The sequence below is a fragment of the Rickettsiales endosymbiont of Peranema trichophorum genome (assembly GCF_004210275.1).
Classification (GTDB): Bacteria; Pseudomonadota; Alphaproteobacteria; order Rickettsiales; family Midichloriaceae; genus RICK02.
Map to the genome: position 1 here is coordinate 1 of NZ_SCFA01000027.1, position 4,990 is coordinate 4,990.

Below are 4,990 nucleotides of genomic sequence, written 5' to 3' on the forward strand. Positions count from 1 at the left end.
CCTCACTATCTGATAGCAATCCATCTACTTCAAGTAAATACCTGTGTGCTTCATACAGCTCCATAATAAGACATACAATATCATCGTATGCTCCTCGGTATGTAGACTGCTTCACATCTTTAAACGATATGAATATCACTGGATATTGATTCTGATGCTCCTCACAAAAGGCTTTGTCTTGGCCTATGTTCAGCTTCTCAAACAAATCCTCATCCTTTGGCTGACTATTGTCTAAAAAGTAGTACAGCATCGATAGATTCAACGTCTTCCCAAACCTCCTAGGCCTGGTAACTAGTATAATATCAGCACCATCATCCATTACTTCTTTGATCAACAGCGTCTTGTCCGTAAAGACATAGTTGCCCTTTACTATCTTTCTAAAATCACTGACTCCTACTGGTAGTTTCATGGGTATCATACCTATAAATCACGTACTTCGTTCCGCGTTAGACCTGTTATCTCCGATACCTTGTCTATGGGCTCCTTTCTTAATAGTAGATTCCTCGCTATATCTATTGCTTTAAGCCTCTTCCCACATTCTATCCACTCTTCCTTGTCATCCCTTTTGACTGAATGATCTTTTACTCTTTTCATTCTTTTTTATTGCTAGTTTGTTCGTCTGTACTGTCAATGCTACAGCATAACCCCCATATATAGTATAACATTTATATGGCTTATGTAACGGTCTACAATCATAAATTTATCGAATTTAACTCACATTTGGAAATACCAGTACAAATTCTGTATAGTCTCCAACCTCTGACATACAGTAGATTCCACCACCAAGTTCTTCCATAATTTCTTTACACAACGCAAGACCAATACCAGTTCCACCTACCTCACCAGTATATTCGTGATCAAAGATATAAGGAAGCATCGTCGCTGATATACCCTTACCATAATCTTTGATATGTACCCTGTTATTCGCAGTTCTAATCTCTATTTTTACGTCTGCACCTGAATACCTTAAGGCATTCCCCACAACGTTAAGTATCACGTTCTTCACTAGTAACCACGAACCTTCAAAAGTAAAGTCCTCACCACCTTGAAAATGAATACGCTTGTAGGATTTTTGATCAACCTTATACTCATTTAAAGCACTTGTAATACACTTTCTCATCATGTACTTACCGTTGTCTTCAGGCTTGTGTTTGACTCTTGCAAGAAAGACACTCACCGTATTGAGTCCTCGAGTCGACGTCTCCTTGATCGCATCAGACAGCTCCTTGATCTCCCCTACCTCATCATTACTAAGAGTCACGGCCTTGTTCTCAGCTCTTAAAACAGCATCAGCCATTATAGTATCCAAAAGCTCCGAGGCCGATATTACCACAGATAACGGGCTTCTTAGCTCATGAACTATTCTGCCGTTTACTAATTCTACATCTCCAAGATTGGAGTCCTGCATACGTTTTACAATCGATATAGCTACAAAACCTAGCATTGCTACACTAAATCCATAGGCGGACTCAATAGAAAGAAGAGGCACACTCTGCAATGGAGGAAGTAAATAAGCAAGGGCCCCACCTATTAGCATGCCTATCAAAGATAGCGCCACAAATACACCATAGTCCACAAACACCGACATGATAAATGTACTAACGACAAAGTGTACACTCCAAAATATTGAACCATGTGTCAGTAACAACATGTGTATGGAAGTAACCGGAAACGCAAACAACATCGTTATGTACCAATATAACGGCAAGTACTTTGTCTTCCATCTATGTGTCAGTTCTTCTTGAAAACATACCAAAAGCGAGGCTATGCCATATACCAAAATTAGCTTTAAAGAGATGACGTGATATGTGATGTAACTTATCTTACTGTCTGCTAAAAAGGCCACCGAGAGACACAGCAGCATACCAATACCAGAAAGCTCATATCGTGGTTTGTAGAGCTTTGTATGCTGTTGCGCTAAATTTAAAAGATTACTTAACCACATGTTACGTACGACAGATCCAAACATCACACCGATCGAAGAACGCTTTGGCCTTAATCTCATCTCCTCAGCTTTTTCCTTCAACCGCTCCTCACGTCTTGGCATACTCACACCAAAGCATAATTGCAAAAAGTGACTACCAAATAATCCAATGGCACTACCGATTAACCCCGCTGACAAGCTAAATGTACCGAAATCGCTATTTAAATATGCTGTCACGGACACACCAATACAGCCTAAAGCCACAGAACACAAATATGAAAACTCGTTCGTTCTAAACTTCAAAAAACCCGCCACAATCTGTATGACCACCAGGGGGGACCAAAAATTGTTGATTGCCCATACTATCTCTAGGATCCCCTTTCCTATCAATGCAATGTTGATTGACATTACCCCAATAATCAATGTAGCAGTTCTTGCTATCATCAACTCTGTTCTATCACTCATCTTAGACCATACTCTCTTGCATACGTCGTGGGCAATGAGTACAGATGCAGTGTTCAGCCACGAGTCTGCACTTGACATAATAACAGCTGCAATTGCTGCAATCATGAAGCCTTTTAAACCGTCTGACAGGTGGTGTGCTATAAATGCAATGAACACAGTATCCGGAGATAGGTCAGGCTCCTTAACTTTCATAATTACACCTATTAAACATATTATTAATGTCAAAGGTATTGAAATTAAAGACACTACAATCAAGGACTTCCTTAATTGAACCGGATTACCGGACATTAAGAATCTTTGCATGTACGTCCCAGCTGTTTCTGGTATTAGTCTAAACACTAATAAACTTAAAAAAAGGTACAAATTAGCACCACTAAGATCCAGAACTTTGTGGGACTCTGGAAGGCTCGTCCATAAAGTCGAGAGACCTCCCAATTCATGTAAGGCTGTTGCAAACGCTAAAGGAATGGCTATGTAAAATACGAAGAACTGAAACACATCAGTCAAAGCAACAGCTCTAATACCACCAAATGCCGAATAAAAGGTCAACACCCCGACACCAATTACAGCACCTACAAACGTACCAACATCAAAGAAATAGTGTAGAATCTCCCCTATTGCCACCGCTTGTGCTCCAACCACACCTACAGAAAAAACAATCGCGGCAGTATTGGTCACCCACCTACCAGACTCACCATAGAGAACATACATTATATCACTGACAGACATACACCCTCTAAACTGCCTGATATCGGAAAAGATATAGGAGGTCATTAACCAAAACACGGGCGATAGAAGAGATATTACGATGAAAAGAAAGCCAAGTGTGTAGACCTTGCCTACTACTCCCATAGTTGATCCCGCACCAATCGCGGTAGCAAATATTGTACACACCAGCACAGTTGTCGAGATACTTCCACCACCAAGTGTATACTCTCTGATCGTTTTTATCTTGTGGGATTTCCAAAATGCTACAGCCAAACAACCAACGAAATAACAAATCACTATAAAAGTGTCTAGGGCACCTATTCTTTCAAACATTTTCACCTCTTTATCAATTCATTCTTATCCTTTGCACAGACCACAGCTTTGGCTTTGGCGGAAAAACCACATTGCCTTGGACGCATCACTGTTATATCATACTCACCCTACAACACAGCATTTTTCACGTTCGAATCGTTGGGATATACCAACATGCGCTGTCCTGACGTTTCCAGGGCTCTGTATGCTATAGACTTCACCTGCTCCACTGCACTAGTTGCTTTTTCGTTGAGATCCTTAATTAACAAATCCTGCTCTGCCACTTTCTCTTCTAAAGATTTGATCCTTTGCTCGTACAGCTTCCTTGTGCCTTCATGTTCTTGGTCCTTCAGGCTAATGCTATGATGGTACTCCAGCTGCAGTTGTTCTCTTACCTTAGTTTCCGCAACTGACACTGCTGCCTCCAAAGTCGAAGGAAAGGAGGCGACCTTATCTTCTAGCTCACGCAAATGATGCTCCTTACCAGCTAACTCCTCCTCTCTTTTCACCATCGCATCCTTAGTGGCCATCAACTCCTGCTCTTGCTTGGTCCGCCTATAGTTGTAATCGTCTACTTCTTTCAATCTGGATGTTTTTAGATTATATTCATATTCTTCCTCATCCCGTACCCTTGTTTTTTCCAAGAGTTCCTTTTGCTCTTTATACTTCGTTTCAAGCTGCAGTCGCTGCTTGGACCACTCGGCTTTTTCCACTGCCATCTCTGTGGTAAATTTTTGCTTTTCCCCTTCAATCCATTTCACAAATTCTTCCTTCTCTTTGTCCTGCGCTAACAAGAGCGCGGATAATCTAGCAGCTTGCTCCTTGATGCCGTACACCTCTTCCAAGTACTTCTGCTCTATTGCTATAGCCCTACGTAGATTATCCAATCTGTCGCACTGCTCCACCAGTTGCTGATTGATACTATCCACTTCCTTCATTAGCTTACTTTTTAATTTGCCAATGTCGCTAAATATATCACACTTCGTATCCTCCAATGCCTTCGCTACTACCTCTTTTGCATCACTTTTTTGTTTTGATACCCCTAAATCCTGCTTATTCTCACGCGATTCTAGTTCAGCCACAGCTTCATGGTAGGCGGACAGTATCTGCTCTTTTGTATTTTTGGTCGATATTTCTGTTTTTGCTGCCATTGCAACACTCATATTGCTATTGATGAGCCGTAAACTAGACCCGATAGTATGAACCTGTCAAGCCATATTGTGTATGATAAAAAATAATCAAAAATTTATCATCTCTACATTCTATAGCCTGGCTCTTTTTCTTTAATTTTTTAGTCATTTGTATACATATTGCACACTTTTATTGCGTGTATCTCATCAAAACATCTATAATGAGACCTCTGCGTGATTTTGTTTTTTTATTTGTGTTGTGAGTAAGGTATGAACATTGTGTTATATTTTGTCAGACTATGTTAAGTTATCGGAGTACTTTATTATAAATAATTAACACAACATAATAAGAGTCCCTTTTTTCTCCTATCAAGTAGGTTTCACACTCAGATTTAGGGCCTTTAACAGGTTAAATGCCATGGCTTTTCTTATCACCTCCGCCTTAACCTTT

Annotated in this window: 4 protein-coding genes; all 4 read right to left on the reverse strand. The window is 40.4% G+C overall.

Annotated features, from left to right (window positions below; genetic code table 11):
- A partial coding sequence (locus EDM53_RS01200) for an AAA family ATPase (protein ID WP_165379534.1) occupies positions 1–409 on the reverse strand: 409 nt, incomplete at its 3' end.
- Positions 410–420: 11 nt separating this feature from the next.
- Positions 421–594, reverse strand: a complete 174-nt coding sequence (locus tag EDM53_RS06065) for a hypothetical protein (protein WP_165379535.1) — start codon at positions 592–594, stop codon at positions 421–423.
- A 115-nt stretch (positions 595–709) separates the two neighbouring features.
- Positions 710–3,430, reverse strand: a complete 2,721-nt coding sequence (locus EDM53_RS01205) for a sodium:solute symporter family transporter (protein ID WP_130121624.1) — start codon at positions 3,428–3,430, stop codon at positions 710–712.
- A gap of 107 nt (positions 3,431–3,537) precedes the next feature.
- Positions 3,538–4,560: a hypothetical protein gene (locus EDM53_RS01210; protein WP_130121626.1), complete on the reverse strand. Its 1,023-nt coding sequence runs from the start codon at positions 4,558–4,560 to the stop codon at positions 3,538–3,540.
- Positions 4,561–4,990 lie beyond the last annotated feature (430 nt).